This is a genomic window from Parablastomonas sp. CN1-191, from assembly GCF_049354825.1.
GTDB lineage: Bacteria > Pseudomonadota > Alphaproteobacteria > Sphingomonadales > Sphingomonadaceae > Novosphingobium.
The window spans coordinates 763,240-783,215 of sequence record NZ_CP186480.1 but is presented as its reverse complement, the minus strand read 5'-3'; the positions used below and the strand labels follow the sequence as shown (position 1 = coordinate 783,215).

The window sequence follows — 19,976 nt, the reverse complement described above, 5'->3', positions numbered from 1 at the left end:
GCGGGCAACCGGCTTCAGCGGACCATCATCACCATTTCGTCGGGATGGACCACGTTGAGGTTCTTGCGCAGCAGTTCGCCGGCCAGGTCGGGATCGACATGGCGCGGATCGAGCAGGGCGACCCGATTCTTGAGCGCTGCGCGATCGGCGGTAAGTTGCTTCACCTCGTTGCGGCGTTCGACCAGCAAACGATTGTTTTCGCTCCACGCGACAAGACCGCTCGGTCCCGCGAGGGCAAGCCCGCCCATCAGCAAAAGCGCGGCCAGCGCCGCACCGTGCACAAGGCGTTCACGCCGGATTTTCCTGTCACCCCTCACGGGTGCTGAAGAATCACAGTTAAGCGCCCGGTTCAAGGGTTAATTCCGAACCGCACGCGTAAATTGCGACAAAACGAAGACCGCGAAGGGTGCCAGGTGTCCGGCGCTGTCCTTGACCCTCCGCCCCCGGCCGCTTAGTTTCGCGTGAAACCAGTTTTGCGGAGCCGCTCATGCCCGACCTTTTCGAAAATCCCCTCGGCCTCGACGGCTTCGAATTCATCGAGTTCTGCGCACCCGAAAAGGGCGTCCTCGAGCCGGTGTTCCAGGCCATGGGCTTCACGCTGGTCGCACGCCACCGCAGCAAGGACGTGCAGCTGTGGCGTCAGGGTGCGATCAACCTGGTCGCGAATTACGAACCGCGCAGCCCGGCCGCCTGGTTCGCTGCCGAGCACGGCCCATCCGCCTGCGGCATGGGCTGGCGCGTGCGCGACGCGGCCAAAGCCTATGACGAGGCGCTGGCCCGCGGGGCCGAGCCGGTCGAGGTTCGCACCGGTCCGATGGAACTGCGCCTGCCCGGCTTTCGCGGCATCGGGGGATCGGTGATCTATCTGCTGGACCGGTATGACGACGGCGATGATAAATCGCTTTCCATCTGGGACATCGACTTCATCTGGGAGGACGGGGCCGAGCGCCATCCGCAGGGGGCCGGCCTGCAGATCATCGATCACCTGACGCATAACGTCTATGGCGGGCGGATGGCGCACTGGGCGGCATTCTACGAGAAAATCGCCGGTTTCCGCGAGATCCGCTATTTCGATATCAAGGGCGAATACACCGGCCTCACCAGCAAGGCGATGACCGCGCCCGACGGCAAGATCCGCATCCCCCTCAACGAAGAAGCGGCTGCCGGCGGCGGCCAGATCGAGGAGTTCCTGCGCGCCTACAACGGCGAAGGCATTCAGCACATCGCCTTTGCCTGCGACGACCTGCTGGCGGTCTGGGATCGGTTGAAGCGAACCGGAACGCCGTTCGCGCCCGCCCCGCCGGCGACGTATTACGAGATGCTCGAGGACCGCCTGCCCGGCCACGGCGAGCCGGTCGATCAGCTCCAGACCCGCGGCATCCTCCTCGACGGATCGACCGAGGATGGTGATCCGCGTCTGCTGCTGCAAATCTTCAGTCAGACCATGATCGGGCCGGTGTTCTTCGAGTTCATCCAGCGCAAGAAGGACGAGGGATTTGGCGAAGGTAACTTCACCGCGCTCTTCAAATCGATGGAAGCCGATCAGATCCGCCGCGGCGCGCTGCAGGTCGACGAACAGGTCTGAAGATTGGTGCGCCCGGCGGGATTCGAACCCACGGCCCCCAGATTAGGAATCTGATGCTCTATCCGGCTGAGCTACGGGCGCGCCGCGGCTGCGTCTAGCGCCAGGCCAGGCCTTGCGCAATCAGTTGACCTTGTCGGGCGGCGCGACCGGAAACGGCAGGGGCATGACCGTCACGCCCTCTTCCAACAGGTCGCGCGCTTCGCGGGGCGTGGCTTCGCCGTGCACGACTTCGGCCTCGCGTTCGCCGTAGTGCATGGCGCGGCTGACATCGGCGAAGTCGCCGCCGACCCAACGCGAGCCCTTCAGAACCGAGGCCTGCATCGCGGCAAGCGCGCGAATCTCCTCTGCGCGCGGACCCGCCGCGGCACTGACCGCCGCCTTGGCAGCCGCAGTCACAGCCTTGTTGCCCTTGCGGCCGACGGCCGGTGCCATCGGTGCCTTGGCGACCTGGGTTGAGCCGCAGACCGGGCAGACGATGAGGTCGCCCTCGCTTTGCGATGCAAAGTCGGCAGAACTGGCAAACCAACCTTCGAAGCGGTGAAGGCCGTCCCGGCACTCGAGATCGAACACGATCATACCCCGATGGGCCGCTTGTTGGCGAGGCTGGGTACTTGTGCGCGAACCTCCCCGATGCGCGCCAGGTCGATCGCCGCAAAAGCCAGCGCCGCGCCCTCCCCCATGTCGAGCGCCACATCACCCCAAGGATCGACGACCAGGCTGTGGCCGAATGTCCGGCGGCCGTCGGCGTGCTCGCCGGACTGCGCGGCGGCGACGACGTAGGCGGTCGCCTCGATCGCGCGGGCGCGCTGCAGAACGTGCCAGTGGGCCCGGCCGGTGGGCACGGTGAACGAGGCGGGAACCGCAATTACGTCGCAGCGCGCTTGCCCGAGCGCCTCGAACAAGGCGGGAAAGCGCAGGTCGTAGCAGACGCTCAGCCCAAGGCGGCCGACAGGGGTGTCCGCCACCACGGCGATCTCATTCCCCGGCACGTAAGCGGCGCTTTCCCGCCACGATTCCCCGCTCGCCAGGTCGACGTCGAACATGTGAATCTTGTCATAACGGGCGGCAATCGCGCCGACCTCATCAATCACGAAGCTGCGGTTCGCATAGCGCCCGTCGGGGCGGCGGATCGCCAGACTGCCGAGCGCGACCCAGATCTTCGCCTCGGCAGCCGCCGCACGGACTGCGGCCAGCGTGGGATCATTGGATTCGGCCACGATATGCGGCGCGGCGCGTGCGCGGTCGCGGTCGAGCAGGCCGGACATCTCGGGGGTGAACAGCATCGCTGCGCCGCCGGCGCCGGCTTCTTGCACCGCACGGCGCAATGCGGCCGCGTTGGCCGCCGGCTCGATACCGGTGGTCGTCTGCAGGACGGCGATCGGGGTGCTCACGCGGCGAGCAGTTCGTCCAGCTTGCCGCGGGCGTCGAGCGCGAAAAGATCGTCGCAGCCGCCCAGTGCCCGGTCGTTTACCAGCACTTGCGGGACGGTGACGGCGCCGGGGACGCGGCTGACCATCTCGGCGCGCTTGGGCCCTCCCATGGTAATGTCGTACTCCTCGTAGGCAACGCCCTTGCGGTCGAGCAGCGCCTTGGCGCGAACGCAGTAGGGGCAGCCCCACTTGGTGTAGATCTCGACCTTCGGCGCTGACATCGCGGAACACTCCTGGTTGGCCTGGCGGCCCCTTGAAACCGCGCCGCGCTACCATATCTGTGGCTTCGTGTCGTGGCCCGCAAGGGCGCGCCGCACGGGAACGCCGGCCACCGGGTTCCCGCCAACCGTTTGATCGCTCAGAAAGAGGATTGCACGATGAATCGAGTTGATTTTACCCCCTATCGCCGCACGATGGTCGGTTTCGACCGCTTGTTCGACCTGCTGGAAAACAGCCGCGTCAACGCCGGCGACAATTACCCCCCCCTTCAATATCGAGCGCCGCGGTGAGGATGCCTATCGCATCACCCTGGCCGTCGCCGGTTTCAAGCCTGCCGATATCGAGATCACCGCGCAGCAGAACCTGCTGGTGGTCACGGGCAAGAAGGCGGACGACGGCTCGGCCGGACAATACCTGCACGTCGGCATCGCCCAGCGCGGGTTCGAGCGCCGCTTCGAACTGGCCGATTATGTCCGGGTCGACGCCGCCAACCTGGAGGATGGCTTGCTGGTCATCGACCTGGTGCGCGAAGTGCCGGAGGCTATGAAGCCCAAGACCATCCCGGTCGGCACGCAGAAGACCTTATCGGTCGTGCAGCCCGCGGGTGAAGCGAACGACAGCGCCGCCGCCTGACACGTCTGCGATGTATGAAGTTGGGGGCGGAGCGTTGCAGCTCCGCCCCCGCGACGTTTGCACGCCGCCCAGCCGGTGTCCTCATAGTCCGGGTCGCAAGAGACGACGAGGACCGGCAAGCTCATGATCAGGTCGGCAACCGCGCCAAGGCTATCCTTCGGGCGCTTTTTTGACGACCGTGCATCAGTTTCGGTTGCGACCCGGCTTTCTCCGGACCGTCGCCGATCTGGATAGACACCAGCTACATAACACGAAATGTTAGAATCAAGCTGTTTTGCGGCATTTTCGGTAAGTTTATCGGCAAGCCCCTGAACAGATGGGATAACTTACCTTCCGCCTGGATGTCGCAAATCAGGACATCCGAACTCAGACCAGCCGGGCCTGCTGCAGCGCCGCCCCGATGAACCCGGCGAACAACGGGTGCGGTTCGAACGGCCGGCTCTTAAGCTCGGGATGGAACTGCACGCCGACGAACCAGGGATGGTCGGGCCGCTCGACGATCTCGGGCAGGAGACCATCAGGCGACATACCCGAGAACACGAGACCGTCCTTTTCGAGCGATTCGCGGTATGCGGAGTTGACTTCGTAGCGGTGGCGATGGCGTTCGCTGATGGTCGTGGCACCGCCATAGATAGCGCTGACGTGGCTGTTGCCTGCCAGCTTGGCCTCATAGGCGCCGAGCCGCATCGTGCCCCCAAGGTCGCCTTCGACGCTGCGCTTCTCCAGGCCTTCCTTGCCCATCCACTCGGTAATTATGCCCACGACCGGTTCGGCGGTTTGACCGAACTCGGTCGAGCTGGCTTGCCCGTGACCCGCGGCGCGGGCGCCCTCGATGCAGGCCATCTGCATGCCCAGGCAAATGCCCAGGAACGGGACCTTGCGCTCCTTGGCGAAGCGAACGCTGGCGATCTTACCCTCGCTGCCGCGTTCGCCGAAGCCGCCGGGCACCAGGATGCCGTGCATAGGCTCAAGCCGGGCGGCGATCTCGTCGTCACCCTGTTCGAACAACTCGGCATCGATCCAGCGGATGTTGACCTTGACCCGGTTGGCCATGCCGCCGTGGACCAGCGCCTCGTTCAAGGACTTGTACGCGTCAGGGAGGCCGACATACTTGCCGACGACGCCGATCGTCACTTCGCCCTCGGGATGGGTGTAGCGATCGACGATGTCGTCCCAGCGCGACAAGTCCGGCAATGGGGCGGTCATGCCGAAGTGACGCAGCACCTCGCTGTCCAGACCATCGCGGTGGTACTGCAGCGGCACCGAATAAATGCTCGGCGCGTCAAGCGCGGGGATGACCGCGTCCTTGCGAACGTTGCAGAACAGCGCGATCTTTGCGCGGTCGCTGTCGGGCAACGGCTTCTCGCAGCGGCACAGCAGGATGTCGGGCTGAATCCCAAGCCCCGTCATCTCGCGGACCGAATGCTGGGTCGGCTTGGTTTTCAGTTCCCCCGCGGCCGCGATGTAGGGCACCAGCGTGACGTGAACGAAGCAGGTCTGATCGCGGCCCAGTTCGTTATGGAGCTGGCGCAGCGCCTCGATGAAGGGAAGCCCCTCGATATCGCCGACAGTGCCGCCGATCTCGCAAAGCACAAAATCGAGATCCTCGGTCTCGGTCTTCGCAAAGTCCTTGATGGCGTCGGTGACGTGGGGGATCACCTGCACCGTTGCGCCGAGGTAATCGCCGCGGCGCTCCTTGGCGATGATGTCGCGGTAGATCCTGCCCGAAGTGATGTTGTCCGCCTGGCGCGCCGAGACCCCGGTAAAGCGTTCGTAGTGACCAAGGTCGAGATCGGTCTCGGCACCGTCGTCGGTCACGTAGACCTCGCCATGCTGGTAGGGGCTCATCGTGCCCGGATCGACGTTCAAGTAAGGGTCGAATTTGCGAATCCGAACGCGAAATCCCCGCGCCTGCAGCAATGCTGCGAGCGATGCGGCCATCAGGCCCTTACCCAGCGAGGAGACCACGCCGCCGGTGATGAAAATATACCGCGCCATGGGAGCCGGGCCTTAAACGCATGAGTTGAGCGCGGGCAAGCGCCAAACGGCGCATGTCCACAAATCCGGGTCGAATCGCGCCGGTTGGGCGCGCGAGAGCGGTTACTTCTGCGCCGGGGCGAGCGGATCGGCCGGCGCGCTGCCGCTGGCCGACGGCGCCGGCACGGTAGCGCCGGGAAGCGCGGCCGGGGCAAGCGGATCGACCGGCGCGGCGGCCGGGGCGTTGACCGGATCGCCGCCACGCTGGAGCGAGGTATCGATACCGCGGCCCGATCCCTGCGCTGCTGCGAGCGCCGCCAAGACGATCGAGAGAACGACGAAAATCGTCGCCAGCACGGACGTCGCGCGGGTCAGGAAGTCCGCCGCTCCGCGCGCGCTCATCAGGCCGGCAGGGCTGCCGCCGACGCCCAGCCCGCCGCCTTCCGACTTCTGCATCAGGATGACGGCAATAAGCGACAGGCCGATGATGACCTGGACGACGGTGAAGAAGATGATCAGCGACATGGAAGAGTGTGTCCGCGAATAAGGCTTGCGCGCCATCTAGGCCGCGCGGCGCCGTGGCGCAAGCAGGGGACCGCCAGGGCGGCCGTTGGCGTCAGTCCTGGTCGGCCCCGGCAGCCAGGACGATGGCGAGGAAGCTGTCCGCGGTCAGGCTGGCGCCGCCGACCAGTGCCCCGCCCACTTCCGGCACCGCCAGAAGCTCGGCCGCGTTGGCTGCATTGACCGAGCCGCCATAGAGAATCGCAACGTCCGCGCCGGCTTCGCCGTAGCGCGTGACGAGTTCTTGCCGGATCCGTGCATGCATCGCCGAGACATCGGCAACCGCTGGCACGCGCCCGGTGCCGATCGCCCAGACCGGCTCGTAAGCGACGGTAAGCTCGCTGGCGCCTTCGGGCAGTGCCGCGGGCAACGATCCTTCAAGCTGCGCCGCGACAACGCCCTCGGCATCGCCGGCATCGCGCTGAGCCTCGGTCTCGCCGACGCAGACGATGATCGACAGGCCGGCCTCGATCGCGGCGTCCGCCTTGGCGCGAACCTGCTCATCGGTCTCGCCGTGATCGGCCCGGCGCTCGCTGTGTCCGAGTATCACGAACTGGGCGCCGGCATCGACGAGCATCGGAGCCGAGACGTCGCCCGTGTGGGCGCCGGACGGTGCGGCATGGCAGTCCTGCCCGCCGACGGCGACCTCGCCTAGCGCCTCTGCCATCGCCATCACGAGCGTGAATGGCGGTGCCAGGGCGACCCTGACGCCGCTACGCCGACCGGCGCCGCGATCGATCGCGCGGGCTTCGGCCAGCAACGGACGGGTGCCGTTCATTTTCCAATTGCCGACGATAAAGGGCTGCTGCGCCATCGCTTGTCTATTCCGCCTGGGTTGAGCCGGTCCGGGCGAAGATTCGCCCGCGATCCGTGTCGGATCACCGGTGCGGCGCGCTGCTAGGCGAGGTGCCCGACGCTGTCAAAGGCCATGCGCGCACCCCGCCGGCACGATCGCCAGACCGCCTGCTTGCGGCGGCGGCATCCCCGCCGTAAGGCGCCGAAACAAAGCGCCCGCCCAGGGCGACTAACACGCTTTGCGGGATTGCGCATGATCGAGACTATTCGCCGCTTGATGTTTTCCAAGCTTGGCGCCGCGGTGACACTGTTGTTCCTTGCGGTCATCGCGGTCGCGTTCGCTGCCGGCGATATATCCAATTTCGGCAGTGTTGCGGGCGGCGGCGACCGCGTCGCAACGATCGGTTCCAAGCGGATCACGCAGGCCGACTTGTCGACCGCGCTGTCCAACCGCATCGACAGCCTGCGCCAGGACCAGCCGGGCCTGACGGCCAAGCAGTTCGTTGCAGGAGGCGGCGTGGAACCGCTTTTGGCTGCACTGGTCGATCGGCTGGCAGTTCTGTCCTGGGGCGAAAGCCACGGCGTCCGCGCGTCCGACCGCCTGATTGACAGCGAGATCGCAAAGATTCCGGTGTTCCGCGGTGTCGACGGGCAATTCAACGAAGCGCTGTACCGCCAGACTATTCGTCAGCGCGGGCTGACCGATGCCCAGGTGCGCAGCGACATGGCGCAGGGTCTTGGCCAACGCCTGTTGCTGAGCGGCGCGGAAATGGGCGGGCGGATGCCGCAGTCGGCGGCGATGCGCTATGCCGCGGTGATCACCGAACGTCGCAAGGGCGCCATAGTACTGGTCCCGTCGAGCGCGTTCGCGCCGGCCAACGGTCCGGACGACGCGGCGCTGACCGCGTTCTATCGTTCCAACCTCGCGGATTACCAGCGGCCTGAAACGCGAACGATTCGCTATGCCGCGTTCACCGATGCGGCGCTTCCCGCCGTGCCGGCACCCACCGACGCCGAGCTTGCCGCGCGCTACCAGGCCAACAAGGCCGCCTACGCGCCGAGCGAAACGCGCCGCATGACGCAGCTTATCGTCCCGACCGAAGCGGCCGCCCGCGCGATCGCCGCCGAAGTGGCGGCCGGCAAGTCGCTCGAAGCTGCTGCCAGCGCCAAGGGCCTCACCACCGCAAAGATATCCGTGACCAGCAAAGGGCAGCTTTCAGGCCAAGCCTCCCCCGCGGTCGCCGACGCGGCCTATGCCACCGCCAAGGGTGGTCTCTCCGCACCGGCGCGGAGCCCGCTCGGCTGGCACCTGATTCGTATCGACGCGGTTGACGCCAAGCCCGGCAAGACGCTTGAGCAGGCGAAGCCCGAACTCGCCACGGCGCTGATGGCTGATAAGCGGCGCGCCGCGCTGTCCGACTTCACCGCCAAGATCGAGGAACGCTTCGATAACGGCTCCTCGCTCACCGATGTCGCCAAGTCCATGAACATGACGGTGCAGGAAACGCCGGCGCTGACGGCAGATGGCAAGGTTTTCGGCGGCGCCGGTGGTGCGCCGCCGGTGCTCGCGCGCGTGGTTCAAAGCGCCTTCGCGATGGAAAGCGAAGGCCAGCCCCAGATCGCCGAGATCGAGCCGGGGAAGGCGTTCATCATCTACGATGTCGGCCGCCTGACCGCAGCGGCACCAGCCCCACTGGCGCAGATCCGCGACCAGGTCGCCGCCGACTGGAAGCTGGCACAGGGTGCGACGAAGGCCCGGCAAGCCGCCCAGCGCGTCGAGGCTGCGCTCAAGCGCGGCGCTGACGTGGCATCAGCGGTTGCCGCGGCGGGCGTCGCCCTGCCCCCGGTCGAGCGCATCGACCTCGCCCGCGAGCAGCTTCAGGCGATGAAGCCGTCGCCGCCGCCGCCGGTGCAGGTCATGTTCGCGATGGCCAAGGGCAAGACCCGCATCATGGGAGCGCCGGGCGATCGGGGCTGGTTCGTGCTCAAGCTCGATGACGTCATTCCCGGACAAGTCGCGGCGAACGATCCGCGGCTCCTCGGCCTCGTCCAGCAGCTCGGGCAGGTTCATGGCAGCGAGCTTGCCGAGGAACTGGCAGGGGCAATGCGCAAGGATGTTGGCGTCAAGCGCAACGAGGCCGCGGTAAAAGCGGTCGTCGATCGCCTGACTGGCAACTGAGCGCCGTGGACGACGCCGCGGCGGAGCGCCGGGACGCCACTGCCGCACTGGCGGCCAGGCGCCCGGCAGCGCTGGTTCGCCGCCTGATCGCCGACACCGAGACCCCGGTCGGTGCCGCAGCACGGCTGATCGAGCCTGGCCGCGGTGATTTTCTGCTCGAATCGGTCGAGGGCGGCGAAGTACGCGGGCGCTACAGCCTGCTCGGCCTCGATCCCGATCTGGTCTTTCGCGCCGAGCACGGGAAGGCTGCGATCAATGCGCGCTGGCCGCATGACCGCCAGGCTTTCGCCCCCTGCGCGGACGAGCCGCTCCAGGCGCTCCGGCGCCTCGCCGCGGGTTGCCGCATCGACTTGCCTGCCGGCCTGCCGCCGCTCGCCTGCCTGGTAGGCTATTTCGGTTACGAGACCATCGGCCTGGTGGAGAATCTGCCCCGCGCCGCGCCCTCACCCCTCGGTCTGCCCGACATGCTGTTCGTGCGCCCCCGCCTGATCCTCGTGTTCGATCGCCTGGGCGACGAGCTGACCATCGTGGCCCCGCTGTGGCCCGATGGGGATGACCCCGAACGGGCAATCGCTGCCGCCGAAGATCGGGTGGACCGTGCGCTGCGCCGGCTTGCCGACCATGTCCCCCCCGCCGCGCGCGCGCCTGTCGGCGATCCGCCGGTGCTTGCGCCTGTGCTGGCGCCAGGCCGCTATCGGGAGATGGTGCTGGCGGCAAAGGACTACATCGCTGCTGGCGACGTGTTTCAGGTCGTTCTGGCACAGCGCTTTACCGCCCCTTTCGCCCTGCCGGCATTCCAGCTTTACCGCGCGCTGCGGCGGATCAACCCGTCGCCGTTTCTGTTCTTCCTCGACTTGCCGGGTTTCGCGCTAACCGGCTCCAGTCCCGAGATTCTTGTGCGTGTCCGCGATGGCGAGGTCACCATTCGCCCAATTGCAGGTACCCGTCCGCGCGGCCCCACGCCCGAAGCCGACCGAGCCGCAGAGGCCGAGCTGCTCGCCGACCCCAAGGAACGTGCCGAGCACCTGATGCTGCTCGACCTCGGCCGCAACGACGTCGGCCGCGTCGCCGAAGCGGGCAGCGTGTCCGTGACCGAAAGCTACACGATCGAGCGCTACAGCCATGTCATGCACATCGTCTCGAACGTCGTCGGCAAGCTGGCTGTCGGCCGCGACGCGCTGGACGCGGTGTTCGCGGGTTTTCCGGCCGGCACCGTCAGCGGGGCTCCCAAGGTCCGGGCTTGTCAGGTCATCGCCGAACTCGAGAGCGAAGCGCGCGGCGCCTATGGCGGCGGGGTCGGCTATTTCGCGCCCGACGGAAACCTCGATACTTGCATCGTCCTGCGCACCGGCGTGGTTAAGGATGGCATGCTGCACGTCCAGGCCGGCGCCGGCATCGTCGCCGATAGCCAGCCCGAATACGAGCAGCGGGAGTGCGAAGCCAAGGCCGGTGCCCTGATCGCCGCCGCGCGCGAGGCGCTGCGCATCGCAGCCGAGCCGGGCTTTGGGCAATGAGAGGCCACGGCGACATCGCGCCGTTCACCGTGACGCTAGTGCCCGAGGACATGCCCCATGTCCGCCGTGCTTATGTTCGCAACGGACGCCGGTGGCTGATCCCGGTGGTCGCGGTGGCCGCGGCCGGACTGGCCGCGGCACTGACGGCGCGGCTGGCCACCATTCACGAACGTCACCTGTTCGGTAGCGAGGCGACGACGAGCACGGCCCTGGCGGGCGTCGCCGCGCTCGTTATCGCCGGTCCCATCTGGCTGCATCGCCAGGTTCGCAGTCGGCACGGCTGGCGCAAGCTGACCGCGCTGGCCCCGGTGGGTGAAGCGGTGACGTACGCCTTCGACCGCGACGGCATGCACGTCACCGCGCGCGGGCGGTCCTCGCTTGTGCGCTGGCAAGAACTGCGCCGCTTTCGCGAAGGCCGCCGCTTGATCCTGGCCTGGGGGCCGCGCGGAAGTGTCTACGCGATCTCGACGCGGGTCCTTGACCGCGAGCTGTCGGGCCGCCTGCGCGAGGTGATGGAAGATCACGACGTTCCAGCTGGCTAGGCTTTTTCCATTGATGACGCGGCGCAGAAGCGCCGCTAAGGCGCGGCTGCGATGATCCTGGTCCTCGACAATTACGACAGTTTTACCTGGAACCTGGTCCATTACCTGATGGAACTGGGCGCTGAGGTCGAAGTCGTGCGCAACGACGCGCTCAGCGCCGCGCAGGCGCTCGATAGCGGCGCTTCCGGTTTCCTCATCTCGCCCGGTCCCTGCACCCCAAATGAGGCGGGGATCAGCCTCGATCTGGTCGCTGCGTGCGCGGACACCGGGCGGCCGCTCCTGGGCGTTTGCCTTGGGCATCAGGCGATCGGGCAGCATTTCGGTGGCCGGGTCGTGCGCGGCGGGCTTATGCACGGCAAGACCAGCCCGGTGCTCCACGACGGCAGCGGCGTATTTGCGGGCCTCCGCTCGCCTTTCACTGCGACCCGCTATCATTCTCTGGTCGTCGAGGGTACGCCGGAGACCCTAGTCGTCAATGCCACAAGCACGACGCCGGGGATTGAAGGCACCAGCGTAATGGGCTTTCGCCACGAGGCGCTACCGATCCACGGCGTGCAGTTCCACCCCGAATCGATCGCGACCGAGCAAGGTCACGCCTTGCTGGCAAACTTCCTGGCGATCTGCGGTCTATCGGTCGGGCCGCTGCCCGATCGCGCCGCGGCGTGACTCTTCCCGACACGTCTACTCCGCTTGATGAGAGGGAGGCAGAGGCCGCTTTCGGGGCCATTCTCGACGGCGACATGGAAGACCAGGCGGTGGCCGCGTTTCTGATCGCATTGTCGAACCGAGGCGAAACCGCCGCCGAGATCACCGGCGCCGCGCGGGCAATGCGGGCGCGGATGATACCGGTTACGGCGCCGGCCGGGGCGATCGACGTCTGCGGCACGGGCGGTGACGGCTTCCACACGCTCAACGTCTCAACCGCGGTCGCGCTGGTCATCGCGGCTGCCGGTTTCCCGGTGGCCAAGCACGGCAATCGTGCCGCCAGTTCCAAAGCAGGCGCTGCCGACACGCTGGAGGCACTCGGGCTCGACCTCGACCGCGCGGCAGATACTGCCGAGGCGACCCTTGCAGACCTCGGCATCGCCTTCCTGTTCGCGCAGAAACACCACCCGGCAATGGCGCGGATCATGCCGATTCGGCGCCGTATCGGGCAACGCACGATATTCAACCTGATGGGCCCGCTCGCCAATCCCGCATCGGTGCAGCACCAACTCGTCGGCATTGCCCGGCCCGACTACGTGCCAATCTATGCAGAGGCGCTGAGCCGGCTTGGCACCAGCTCGGCCATGGTCGTATCGGGTGAAGAAGGCCTGGACGAGCTAAGCCTCGCGGGCGGCAACGCGATTGCCCGGGTCGGTCCGGGTGGCGTCGCTTCCGGGTGGGTCGAACCGTCCGACGCAGACTTGCCGCGGGCGCCGATAGAGGCCCTTCGCGGCGCGGATGCGGCGCACAACGCCGCGGCGCTGCGCGCGCTGCTGATGGGTGAACCCGGCCCCTATCGCGACGCCGTCGTGTTCAACGCCGCCGCCGCGTTGATCGTGGCGGGCGCGTTCGAGGACTGGGTGGAGGCCGCGCAGGAGGCTGCCGAAACGATCGACAAGGGCCTTGCCAAGGCGCTGCTCGACTGCTGGATCGCATGGACATGAATGACAAGCTGGCTGAAATCTGTGCGACCAAGCGGCAGGAGGTCGATCTCCGGCAGCGCGAACGAACCGTGAGCGATCTCGACCGCGACGCGGCAGCGCAGTCGGCCCCGCGCGGATTTCGCCACGCGCTTGAAAGCGCGCAAGGCGCCGCCCTGATCGCCGAAATCAAGAAAGCTTCGCCATCCAAAGGTCTGATCCGGCATGATTTCCGGCCCGCGGAGCATGCCCGTGCCTACGAGCTTGGCGGTGCCGCCTGCCTTTCGGTGCTTACCGACGCGCCCTTCTTCCAGGGCCATGAAGATTACCTTGTCGCGGCGCGGGCCGCCTGCACCCTGCCGGTATTGCGCAAGGATTTCATGATCGATCCCTGGCAAGTCGCCGAAGCGCGCGCGATCGGGGCAGACGCGATCCTGATTATCGTCGCCGCGCTGGCAGGCGGCGCGATGGCTGAAATCGAGGCTGCCGCGATCGAACGGGGCATGGATGTCCTGGTCGAAGTCCATGACGAGGCCGAACTCGAGCGTGCCGCTCAGCTGTCCTCGCGGCTGATTGGGGTCAACAACCGGGACTTGCGCAGGTTCGTCACCGACCTGGCCATCACCGAGCGCCTCGCCCCGGCGATGCCGGCGGGTACGCTGCTGGTTGCCGAAAGCGGGATTGGCGGCCCGGCAGACATCGCCCGCCTGCAGGCGGCCGGGGCACGCGCGTTCCTGGTCGGCGAAAGCCTGATGCGCGTCGATGACGTCACGGCAGCAACGCGCGCCTTGCTGTGCGCATGAGCGGGCTCAACCACATTGACGCGCAGGGCAACGCCCGCATGATCGACGTCGGCGACAAGCCGGCAACGCGCCGCCGCGCGGTAGCGACCGGGCACATCACGATGAATGCCGCTGCGGTTGCGGCCATCCGTTCCGGCGACGTACCCAAGGGCGACGTGCTGGCAGCCGCGCGTATCGCGGGAATCATGGGCGCCAAGGCGACCTCGCAGCTTATACCGCTTTGCCACCCGCTGCCGCTCGATGCCGTCGACATCGACTGCCGCGTGGAAAGCAGCGGGGTTACCGTCACGGCGTCGGCGGCCACTAACGGGCGGACAGGGGTTGAAATGGAAGCCTTGACAGCGACTTCGATCGCGCTTCTCACGCTATATGACATGCTAAAGGCGATCGACAAGGCAATGGTGATCGGCGGCATTACGCTGGTCGAAAAGCGCGGTGGCCGCAGCGACATCGCACCATGACCCTGCCGCTGCCGCTTGAGGCAGCGCAGGCTCGCCTGCTGGGGTTGGCACGGCCGGTGGATGTCGTGACCGTTCCGGTTCGCGAAGCACTGGGCCACTGGCTCGCCCGGCCACTCTTGGCGCGGCAGAACCGTCCGGCCCTGCCGACCTCGTCGATGGACGGCTATGCCGTTGTGTCCACCGACATGGCCGGGCCGTGGACGGTTATCGGCGAATCCGCTGCCGGTCGGCCTTTTTCTGGGATCGTCGCCCCTGGACAAGCCGTTCGCATCGCGACCGGCGCCAGTATGCCTCAAGGCACCGATGCGGTTATCGTGCAGGAAGACGTCTCCCGCGATGTCGACACCCTCACGCTCCACGGCAGCGGACCAAGCCGCCCAGGATTTTACGTCCGCGTTCCCGGCACCGATTTCCGTGTCGACGACGTCCTCCTGCCGGCAGGAACGCGAATAGCCCCCACGGGGATCGCCCTTGCGTTGTCGGCCGGCCGCGGCGAGCTATCCGTCCACCGCCCGGTCCGCATCGCCGTGATCGATTGCGGCGCCGAGCTTGTCGCCAATCCGGCCAGTTGTGCTGGCGACCAGGTTCCTGCCAGCAATGGCGCAATGTTGGCAGCTATGCTGTCGGGCCTGCCGGTTCACGCGTCTACTTTTGGCCCGATCGCCGACCGGGTCGAAGCCTTCGTAGCCGCGCTGGATCGTTGCGAGGATGCCGACCTCATCGTGACGTCCGGCGGCGCCTCCGTGGGGGACCACGACGTGACCCGGCCGGCGCTTGAATGGTGGGGCGCGACTCTCGATTTCTGGCGTGTGGCGATCAAGCCGGGAAAACCACTCCTGGTCGCCGCGCGAGGTGAGCAGATCGTTCTTGGCCTGCCCGGCAACCCGGTGTCGGCCTACGTCACCGCATACCTGTTCCTGCTCCCGCTGGTTCGCGCAATGAGCGGATCGACCGCGCCCCTGCCCCACGCGGAACTCCATCCCCTAGCGGCCGCAATGGGACCGGGCGGCGATCGCCGTGAACTACTGCGCGGCGCCTTCACAGCTGACGGCGTTGCAGCTTTGCCGCGGCAGGATAGCGCCGATCTGCGAACCCTTGCCGGCGCCACGGTTTTGATCGATCGGCCGGCGCTGGCAGGCGCTCTGCCTGCCGGAACCTTCGTTCCGGTCTACCGGACCGAGAATGGCGGAATTGCTTGACGATCGATTCCAGGTTGCTTAATTGTTCTTCATTCGTTCACTGAACGGTGCGCGTTGCGCGACACCGGCGAAGGGAGTGCGACCGGATGCTGACCCGCAAGCAGCACGAGCTTATCCGTTTCATTCAGACCCGTCTTGAAGAGACGGGCGTTTCTCCCTCGTTCGAGGAGATGAAAGAGGCGCTCGACCTCAAGTCGAAGTCGGGCGTGCACCGGCTTATTTCGGCTTTGGAGGAGCGGGGATTTATTCGGCGCCTGCCCAATCGCGCCCGCGCGCTGGAAGTCGTGCGCCAGCCTGACGACATCGCCGGCAAGGCGCCGCAGCTTGCGGCATCGCCGCGCGCCGCTGCGAACGTCAACAGCGCATTGACGCCGCTGCGGCGCCCGGCGGCGCCGACTGCCGCCGCCAACGACGTGATCGAGCTGCCGCTCCACGGCCGCATTGCCGCGGGCGTTCCGATCGAGGCTATGGAAACGACGGCGACCTTACCGGTTCCCGCCGCGCTGCTCGGCGCCGGCGAGCACTACGCGCTTGAAGTTTCGGGCGATTCGATGGTCGAAGCCGGGATCCTGGATGGTGACTACGCACTGGTCCGCCGCACCGAGACCGCGCGCGATGGCGAAATCGTCGTCGCGCTTGTCCGTGGTGAGGAAGCGACCCTCAAATACATGCGTCACGAAGGTGGCCAGGTGCGGCTCGATCCGGCCAATGCCGCGTACGATCCGCAGTATTACAGACCGGATGAAGTTCAGGTCCAGGGCAAGCTGGCGGGCCTGCTGCGCCGCTATCACTGATCGCCGCGGGCGCGCCACCACGGGTGCGCGCCCTGATCGTCTGCAACGGTGCTCACCCGCCTCCGGCGCAAGTCGATCGATATGCCGCCGGTTCGTCCCAGCAAGGCACGATCGGCCTTTAGCCAGCGCGGGCGGCAGGCGCCGGGCAGCGTCCGGTCGGCAATGACGACGTCGGCAGCTGCGCAGGCCCGCTGAAGATCAGCCAGCGGCACCGCGTAGTCGCTGCGCGCGACCAGGATTGTCCAGGCGCGCGAATCGCTAACCGTTCGGATGGCGCAGAAATCGCTGCCGCAGCCGCTGCGGTTGTCACCCGACGGATCGTCGCCGACCGCGGCGCCAGCCTGGAACCCGGCCGCTTCGGCAAGGGCATCGCGGCCATAGCCACCGCTCGAACCGCCTATCACACGCAAGCGGCCATCATCGCCCACGACCGCGACATGGCGGCCGTCGCGGCCGATCATGATGCCGGGCGGACGCAGCAGAGCGAGGCCCGCTGCACCGACCAGCATCGGCGCCAGGCCCCACAAACGGGCGGGTCCGCGCTGGAGCGCGAGCCACAGCCCACCAGCTACGAAGAAGGCAAAGTGCCCTGCCCCCATCGCGGGAAGCATCGTCACCGCGCCAGGACGCGCTGCGACCCATCGGGCCAGCGCCAGCAGACCGTCGAGCGACAGGCCGGCAAGCCACCAGACCGGGCCGCCGAGACCGATTGAATCGAGGAGCAGCGCCAGTGCGATAAGGGGCATCGAAACAAAGGTCGTCAGCGGGATCGCGATGACGTTGGCCAGCGCGCCGTAGGCGCCGGCGCGGTGAAAGTGGAACAGCCCGATCGGCATCAGCGCCAGTTCGATGACCAGGCCGGTTATCAGCAGCACGCCAAGCGCGCGCGGCAGGCGCGCCCGCAGCGCCTCCTCGCGCCGAGCGGCGAAGGAGGCAATCGGTACGGCGCCGTGGAGTGCCATAATCGCCAGGACTGCCGCGAAGCTCATCTGGAAGCTGGGCCCGGCAACCGCTTCCGGCCACGCAATCATTACCAGAGTGGCCGCCAGGGCCAGCAGCCGTAGCGAAAGCGGCTCGCGCCCCGCCGCCAGTGCGGCCAGAACCAGCAACGCGCCGAGGCACGATCGCACCGTGGGCACTTCCGCGCCGGTCAGCAGCGTGTAACCGACACCTGCACCGGCCCCCACGCCGGCCGCCAGGATCGGGAGGCGCACGCGCAGTGCCAGCCACGGCCACAATGCCAGCAATCGCAGCGCCACCAGATACGCAGCAGCGACCACCGCGCTGACATGGAGACCGCTGATCGACAGCAGGTGCGTCAGTCCGGCGTCGCGCATGGCTTCCTCGTCAGCCTTTGCGATCCCACCGCGCTCGCCGCTGGCAAAGGCCGCGGCAATCCCCCCCGCCGAACCGGCGACGCGACTTTCGACATGGCGGGCGATGGCGTGCTGGAGATGCGCCAGCTCGCGGCCTTCCGCGGGTTCGGTTACCGTCACCGGCCCGAGCGCCGATCCGGTAGCGGCCAGACCCGCAAACCAGGCGGCCCGTGCAAAATCGTAAGCGCCCGGTACTAACGGCGCTGCCGGCGGCGCAAGGCGCGCGCGCAGGCGGACCCGCGCGCCCTCGTCGATGCCACCGGCCAGTGCTTCGCGCGGGAGGTTGATCCGCACTTTGACTGCACGGCCATCGCCAAGCCGCGTAGCGACGACGATGCGAGCACGATCCTGGGCAGGATCATCCTCGAGCGACAGCACGCGCCCGTCCACTTGCGCTATGGTCGCGCGCCCGATCGGCAAGGTTCCGGTCATCGAAGACTTGGCCCACGGCGCGATCAAACCCAAGGCCACCGCGAGCGCGACCGAGATCACCGCCTGGCGCAGCCGCGGATAGCGTTCGGCGGGTAAACCGGCGCCAGCGCAAACCAACCCGGCCAGGAGCGCCAGCGTGGCCAGCCAGTCGCTTTTCGCGGGCAGGCCGAACCATATCGCGATGCCCGCGGCGACCGCCACGGCAAGCCAGGGGGCCCGGCTTGCCCCCATCCGGTCAAGCGCGTCTTCGAGCCTTCCGGGCACGCTGGACAAGCGGGGTGTCATGCGCCAATGGCGATGTTGCAGTGCAGCGCCATGCGGCGGTTCGCTGCCCAGGATAGCATCCGGCACGGCGGTATCGGCCATGACCGGACCTGACAGGAAGGAACACGGGTTGGCAAGCGTTGCGGCAGGCGATGCGGCGGAGCGCAGCAGCGGCCGGCAGGTCGTAACGCGGTTTGCACCCTCACCAACCGGGTATCTCCACATCGGCGGCGCGCGTACGGCGTTGTTCAACTGGTTGTTCGCGCGCCATCACGGCGGCAAGTACCTGCTCCGTATCGAGGATACCGACCGCGCACGCTCGACCGAGCCGGCGATCGAGGCGATCTTCGACGGACTGCGCTGGCTCGGCCTTGACGGCGACGAGCCGGCGACGTTCCAGTTCGCGCGCACGCCGCGTCATTCCGAGGTCGTCGACGCGCTGTTGGCGAGCGGCAATGCCTACCGTTGTTACCTGACCAGCGACGAGCTTGCCGCACGACGTCAGGCTGCACAGGCGGAGAGGCGTACTTTTCGGGTATCGAGCGAGTGGCGCGATGCCGATCCTGCGACCTGGCCTGCGGGCGAACCGTACGTAATCCGGATCAAGGCGCCGAAAGACGGCGAGACGATCATAGACGACCTTGTCCAAGGCACGGTGACGGTCAGCAACGCCGAACTCGACGATTTCGTGCTCCTGCGTTCCGACGGTACGCCGACTTATATGCTGGCAGTTGTCGTGGACGATCACGACATGGGCGTGACCCACGTGATCCGCGGCGATGACCACCTCAACAACGCGTTCCGGCAACTGGCGATCATCCGCGCGATGGGCTGGGCGGAGCCGACTTACGCGCACGTGCCGCTGATTCACGGCGCCGACGGAGCGAAGCTTTCCAAGCGCCACGGCGCGCTGGGCGTCGACGCCTATCGCGACGAGATGGGCGTCCTGCCGGAAGCGCTTTTCAACTACTTGCTGCGCCTGGGCTGGGGCCACGGCGATAACGAGATTATCAGCCGTCAGCAGGCGACCGAGTGGTTCGATATCGCCCACGTCGGCAAGAGCCCGTCGCGTTTCGACCTCGCCAAGCTGATGAACCTCAACGGCCATTACTTGCGCGAGGCAGACGATGCGCGGCTGGCTGGCCTGGTCGCCGAAGCGCTGCCGGGCGCCGACCTCGACCTGCTCGCCCGCGCCATGCCGGTCGTGAAAGTACGCGCCAAGGACGTGAACGAACTGGCTGCCGGTGCCGCTTTCCTGTTCGCGCAGCGCCCGCTGACGCTCGATCCCAAGGCCGAGGCGCTCCTCACCGGCGAAGCGCGGGGCCTTTTGAGCCGGGTCGTCGAGCGCCTGTCGGTTACAAACGACTGGACTTTGACGGGGCTCGAAGCCACGCTGAAAGCGATGGCGGAGGAGCTGGGGTTGGGGCTCGGCAAGCTCGCTCAACCCTTGCGAGCGGCCCTGACCGGGCAAGCGACCTCGCCGGGGATTTTCGATGTGCTGGTTCTGCTGGGACGGGACGAAAGCCTGGCGCGGATTTCCGCGCAAGCAGTCGCCGACCAGGATACGGCCAAGGTTTGAGGAGAACA

19 protein-coding genes, 1 tRNA gene and 1 pseudogene are annotated in these 19,976 nt (G+C 67.1%); 12 read left to right on the top strand and 9 right to left on the bottom strand.

Going from position 1 to position 19,976, the window contains the following annotated elements; translation table 11 throughout:
• Positions 1-14: 14 nt before the first annotated feature.
• Positions 15-317: an FtsB family cell division protein gene (locus ACOYW6_RS03930; protein WP_423142509.1), complete on the bottom strand. Its 303-nt coding sequence runs from the start codon at positions 315-317 to the stop codon at positions 15-17.
• 170 nt (positions 318-487) lie between these two features.
• Here ACOYW6_RS03930 and hppD point away from each other — a divergent pair, with 170 nt between their 5' ends.
• Positions 488-1,585 (top strand): 4-hydroxyphenylpyruvate dioxygenase, encoded by a 1,098-nt coding sequence (gene hppD, locus ACOYW6_RS03925; protein WP_423142508.1) that lies wholly within the window; start codon positions 488-490, stop codon positions 1,583-1,585.
• A gap of 4 nt (positions 1,586-1,589) precedes the next feature.
• Here hppD and ACOYW6_RS03920 read toward each other — a convergent pair.
• From ACOYW6_RS03920 to grxC, 4 genes are all read right to left on the bottom strand, one after another.
• Positions 1,590-1,666: transfer RNA gene (locus ACOYW6_RS03920), tRNA-Arg, on the bottom strand.
• A 39-nt stretch (positions 1,667-1,705) separates the two neighbouring features.
• On the bottom strand, positions 1,706-2,161 hold the full coding sequence (locus tag ACOYW6_RS03915) for a DUF1178 family protein (RefSeq protein WP_423142507.1): 456 nt from the start codon (positions 2,159-2,161) through the stop codon (positions 1,706-1,708).
• The gene (locus ACOYW6_RS03910; RefSeq protein WP_423142506.1) at positions 2,158-2,976 is read right to left on the bottom strand and encodes a carbon-nitrogen hydrolase family protein; all 819 of its coding nucleotides are present in this window, start codon (positions 2,974-2,976) and stop codon (positions 2,158-2,160) included. Before ACOYW6_RS03910 ends, ACOYW6_RS03915 begins: the two co-directional genes overlap by 4 nt.
• The gene (gene grxC / locus ACOYW6_RS03905) at positions 2,973-3,236 is read right to left on the bottom strand and encodes a glutaredoxin 3 (RefSeq protein WP_423142505.1); all 264 of its coding nucleotides are present in this window, start codon (positions 3,234-3,236) and stop codon (positions 2,973-2,975) included. Before grxC ends, ACOYW6_RS03910 begins: the two co-directional genes overlap by 4 nt.
• Positions 3,237-3,392: 156 nt before the next feature.
• On the opposite strand from grxC, the pseudogene ACOYW6_RS03900 reads away from it, so the two are divergent.
• A pseudogene (locus tag ACOYW6_RS03900) lies at positions 3,393-3,867 on the top strand (Hsp20 family protein).
• Between the two features lie 366 nt (positions 3,868-4,233).
• Here the strand turns inward: ACOYW6_RS03900 and ACOYW6_RS03895 are convergent.
• The 3 genes from ACOYW6_RS03895 to tpiA all read right to left on the bottom strand — a co-directional run bounded on the left by ACOYW6_RS03895 (position 4,234) and on the right by tpiA (position 7,219).
• Positions 4,234-5,865 carry a CTP synthase gene (locus tag ACOYW6_RS03895; RefSeq protein WP_423142504.1) on the bottom strand — a complete coding sequence of 544 codons (1,632 nt, stop codon included), beginning with the start codon at positions 5,863-5,865 and terminating at the stop codon, positions 4,234-4,236.
• A 102-nt stretch (positions 5,866-5,967) separates the two neighbouring features.
• Positions 5,968-6,363 carry a preprotein translocase subunit SecG gene (gene secG / locus ACOYW6_RS03890; RefSeq protein ID WP_423143058.1) on the bottom strand — a complete coding sequence of 132 codons (396 nt, stop codon included), beginning with the start codon at positions 6,361-6,363 and terminating at the stop codon, positions 5,968-5,970.
• Between the two features lie 97 nt (positions 6,364-6,460).
• A complete protein-coding gene (gene tpiA, locus ACOYW6_RS03885) occupies positions 6,461-7,219 on the bottom strand; it encodes a triose-phosphate isomerase (RefSeq protein ID WP_423142503.1) in 759 nt (252 codons plus the stop codon).
• A 234-nt stretch (positions 7,220-7,453) separates the two neighbouring features.
• Between tpiA and ACOYW6_RS03880 the strand changes: the two genes are divergently transcribed.
• From ACOYW6_RS03880 to lexA, 9 genes are all read left to right on the top strand, one after another.
• The gene (locus tag ACOYW6_RS03880; protein WP_423142502.1) at positions 7,454-9,379 is read left to right on the top strand and encodes a peptidyl-prolyl cis-trans isomerase; all 1,926 of its coding nucleotides are present in this window, start codon (positions 7,454-7,456) and stop codon (positions 9,377-9,379) included.
• A 5-nt stretch (positions 9,380-9,384) separates the two neighbouring features.
• On the top strand, positions 9,385-10,893 hold the full coding sequence (locus ACOYW6_RS03875) for an anthranilate synthase component I family protein (RefSeq protein ID WP_423142501.1): 1,509 nt from the start codon (positions 9,385-9,387) through the stop codon (positions 10,891-10,893).
• The gene (locus tag ACOYW6_RS03870; RefSeq protein WP_423142500.1) at positions 10,890-11,435 is read left to right on the top strand and encodes a hypothetical protein; all 546 of its coding nucleotides are present in this window, start codon (positions 10,890-10,892) and stop codon (positions 11,433-11,435) included. The genes ACOYW6_RS03875 and ACOYW6_RS03870 overlap by 4 nt, the downstream gene beginning before the upstream one ends.
• Before the next feature lie 51 nt (positions 11,436-11,486).
• Positions 11,487-12,101 carry an anthranilate synthase component II gene (locus ACOYW6_RS03865; RefSeq protein ID WP_423142499.1) on the top strand — a complete coding sequence of 205 codons (615 nt, stop codon included), beginning with the start codon at positions 11,487-11,489 and terminating at the stop codon, positions 12,099-12,101.
• On the top strand, positions 12,098-13,084 hold the full coding sequence (trpD, locus tag ACOYW6_RS03860; RefSeq protein ID WP_423142498.1) for an anthranilate phosphoribosyltransferase: 987 nt from the start codon (positions 12,098-12,100) through the stop codon (positions 13,082-13,084). The genes ACOYW6_RS03865 and trpD overlap by 4 nt, the downstream gene beginning before the upstream one ends.
• Complete coding sequence (trpC, locus tag ACOYW6_RS03855; RefSeq protein WP_423142497.1) at positions 13,081-13,863, top strand: indole-3-glycerol phosphate synthase TrpC; 783 nt, start codon at positions 13,081-13,083, stop codon at positions 13,861-13,863. The genes trpD and trpC overlap by 4 nt, the downstream gene beginning before the upstream one ends.
• Complete coding sequence (moaC, locus tag ACOYW6_RS03850; protein ID WP_423142496.1) at positions 13,860-14,324, top strand: cyclic pyranopterin monophosphate synthase MoaC; 465 nt, start codon at positions 13,860-13,862, stop codon at positions 14,322-14,324. The genes trpC and moaC overlap by 4 nt, the downstream gene beginning before the upstream one ends.
• A complete protein-coding gene (locus tag ACOYW6_RS03845; protein WP_423142495.1) occupies positions 14,321-15,523 on the top strand; it encodes a molybdopterin molybdotransferase MoeA in 1,203 nt (400 codons plus the stop codon). Before moaC ends, ACOYW6_RS03845 begins: the two co-directional genes overlap by 4 nt.
• Before the next feature lie 86 nt (positions 15,524-15,609).
• A complete protein-coding gene (gene lexA / locus ACOYW6_RS03840; protein WP_423142494.1) occupies positions 15,610-16,317 on the top strand; it encodes a transcriptional repressor LexA in 708 nt (235 codons plus the stop codon).
• Here lexA and ACOYW6_RS03835 read toward each other — a convergent pair.
• Positions 16,311-18,491, bottom strand: a complete 2,181-nt coding sequence (locus tag ACOYW6_RS03835) for a ComEC/Rec2 family competence protein (RefSeq protein WP_423142493.1) — start codon at positions 18,489-18,491, stop codon at positions 16,311-16,313. The two genes, lexA and ACOYW6_RS03835, sit on opposite strands and share 7 nt — an antisense overlap.
• Here ACOYW6_RS03835 and gltX point away from each other — a divergent pair.
• Positions 18,490-19,968 (top strand): glutamate--tRNA ligase, encoded by a 1,479-nt coding sequence (gltX, locus tag ACOYW6_RS03830; RefSeq protein WP_423142492.1) that lies wholly within the window; start codon positions 18,490-18,492, stop codon positions 19,966-19,968. The genes ACOYW6_RS03835 and gltX overlap by 2 nt on opposite strands.
• Positions 19,969-19,976: the final 8 nt, after the last annotated feature.

What these genes read in the sequence shown, in the direction of transcription:
- hppD (WP_423142508.1), top strand. Translation starts at nt 488, where the DNA reads ATGCCCGACCTTTTCGAAAATCCCCTCGGCCTCGACGGCTTCGAATTC.
- ACOYW6_RS03915 (WP_423142507.1), bottom strand. Translation starts at nt 2,161, where the DNA reads ATGATCGTGTTCGATCTCGAGTGCCGGGACGGCCTTCACCGCTTCGAA.
- grxC (WP_423142505.1), bottom strand. Translation starts at nt 3,236, where the DNA reads ATGTCAGCGCCGAAGGTCGAGATCTACACCAAGTGGGGCTGCCCCTAC.
- ACOYW6_RS03895 (WP_423142504.1), bottom strand. Translation starts at nt 5,865, where the DNA reads ATGGCGCGGTATATTTTCATCACCGGCGGCGTGGTCTCCTCGCTGGGT.
- tpiA (WP_423142503.1), bottom strand. Translation starts at nt 7,219, where the DNA reads ATGGCGCAGCAGCCCTTTATCGTCGGCAATTGGAAAATGAACGGCACC.
- ACOYW6_RS03880 (WP_423142502.1), top strand. Translation starts at nt 7,454, where the DNA reads ATGATCGAGACTATTCGCCGCTTGATGTTTTCCAAGCTTGGCGCCGCG.
- ACOYW6_RS03870 (WP_423142500.1), top strand. Translation starts at nt 10,890, where the DNA reads ATGAGAGGCCACGGCGACATCGCGCCGTTCACCGTGACGCTAGTGCCC.
- ACOYW6_RS03865 (WP_423142499.1), top strand. Translation starts at nt 11,487, where the DNA reads ATGATCCTGGTCCTCGACAATTACGACAGTTTTACCTGGAACCTGGTC.
- trpC (WP_423142497.1), top strand. Translation starts at nt 13,081, where the DNA reads ATGAATGACAAGCTGGCTGAAATCTGTGCGACCAAGCGGCAGGAGGTC.
- moaC (WP_423142496.1), top strand. Translation starts at nt 13,860, where the DNA reads ATGAGCGGGCTCAACCACATTGACGCGCAGGGCAACGCCCGCATGATC.
- ACOYW6_RS03845 (WP_423142495.1), top strand. Translation starts at nt 14,321, where the DNA reads ATGACCCTGCCGCTGCCGCTTGAGGCAGCGCAGGCTCGCCTGCTGGGG.
- lexA (WP_423142494.1), top strand. Translation starts at nt 15,610, where the DNA reads ATGCTGACCCGCAAGCAGCACGAGCTTATCCGTTTCATTCAGACCCGT.
- gltX (WP_423142492.1), top strand. Translation starts at nt 18,490, where the DNA reads ATGACCGGACCTGACAGGAAGGAACACGGGTTGGCAAGCGTTGCGGCA.
- ACOYW6_RS03835 (WP_423142493.1), bottom strand. Translation starts at nt 18,491, where the DNA reads ATGGCCGATACCGCCGTGCCGGATGCTATCCTGGGCAGCGAACCGCCG.